This window comes from Caulobacter sp. P1_D6 (assembly GCF_056406095.1).
Window position 1 is genome coordinate 1 of the sequence record NZ_JBFUAW010000081.1, and the last position, 1,479, is coordinate 1,479.

1 protein-coding gene is annotated in these 1,479 nt (G+C 69.0%); it reads right to left on the reverse strand.

Features of this window, described 5'->3' with window-relative positions; genetic code table 11:
• Nucleotides 1-1,277 (reverse strand): methyl-accepting chemotaxis protein (locus AC1DYP_RS24760; RefSeq protein WP_477048557.1); only part of this gene is annotated, 1,277 nt, incomplete at its 3' end.
• Nucleotides 1,278-1,479: the final 202 nt, after the last annotated feature.

Here is a 1,479-nt window from a genome sequence, read left to right on the forward strand (position 1 = left end):
TCCGAGGCGACGACCGCGAAGCCGCGGCCGTGCTCGCCGGCCCGGGCGGCTTCCACCGCCGCGTTCAGGGCCAGCAGGTCGGTCTGGCGCGCGATCTCCTGCACGATGGTGATCTTCTCGGCGATCGTCTGCATGGCGCTGACCGCGCGGTTGACCGCATCGCCCGAGATCTCGGCGTCCTTGGCCGACTGGCGGGCGATCTTCTCGGTCTGGGCGGCGTTGTCGGCGTTCTGCTTGATGTTGGCGGCCATCTCTTCCATCGAGGCCGAGGCCTCTTCGGCCGAGGAGGCCTGCTCGGTGGCGCCCTGCGACACCTGCTCCGAAGCCGCCGACAGTTCCTGCGAGCCTGCCGAGACGTTCTCCGAGGCCGAGATCGCGTCGGCGACGACGCCTTGGAGGCGTTCCACCATGCGGCCCAGGGCTAGGCCCAGGGCGTCCTTGTCCGACAGCGGCTTGACCTGCACCGTCAGGTCGCCGTCGGCGATCTGGTCGGCCAGGGCGGCGGTGGCGCGCAGGTTGGCGGTCATGGTGTTGACGGTGTCGACCAGGTCCTTGATCTCGTCATTGCTGGTCACCTCGACCCGCTGGTCGAGGTCGCCGATCGCCACGGCGCCGGCCAGGGCGGCGATCTTGCCCAGGCCCTTGCTGATGTTCAGCGAAATCCAGACGGCGGCGGCGGTGGCGACGAGCACGGCGATGACGGACAGGGCGATCAGGACCGAGCGGATGACCGCGTAGTCGGCGTCGGCCTTGTCGATCGCGGCCTGCAGCTGGTTCTCGGACAGCTCGACCAGGGCCTGCACATGATCGCCGGTGTCGGTCACCAGCTGGCGCGATTCACCGACCGACAGCGCCATGGCGTCGGCCTTGCGGCCCTCGTCGACGAGCTGGCGCATCCGGTCGTCGACGGCGGCGAAGCGCTTCCAGGTCCGACCCAGGGCCTGCCACTTCGGCTTGCCCTCGGCGGTGGCCTTTTCCTCGGTCTTGGCCAGCAGGTCCTCGAAGGCCTGACGATCTTCGTCGATCTTGCTCTCGAACGCCTTGATCTGTTGCGGCGAGTCCGCGGCGATCAGGTTCTTCTCGGTGCGCACGACGTTCAGCAGGTGGATGTTGAGCTGCTGGGCGGCCTTGAGACGCGCGGTCGGTCCGGAGACCAGGGCGTTCATCTCGCTATTGGTCGTGGCCAGGCTGTTGATGCTGAACAGCGAGGTGCCCGCCAGGAGCAGGATGAGCCCCCCGAAGGCCGCGGCGAGTTTCACTTTGATCGTCAGGCGCACTTTGGTCGCTCCGAAGGAGACTTGAAGGGGTTGGACGGGGGACCGCCGTCCTTACGCATAGTCCCGGAAGTCGGCGTCTTGGGCGTCGGGACCGCCGTTGGTCAGGTCCAGGGCGAAGCCGCTGGCCCGGGCCTGCTGGGCGGCCACGGTCGGACGGGCCGGCGTGGCGGCCTTGCGGGCGACGGGAGCCGGCGCCGCGCGG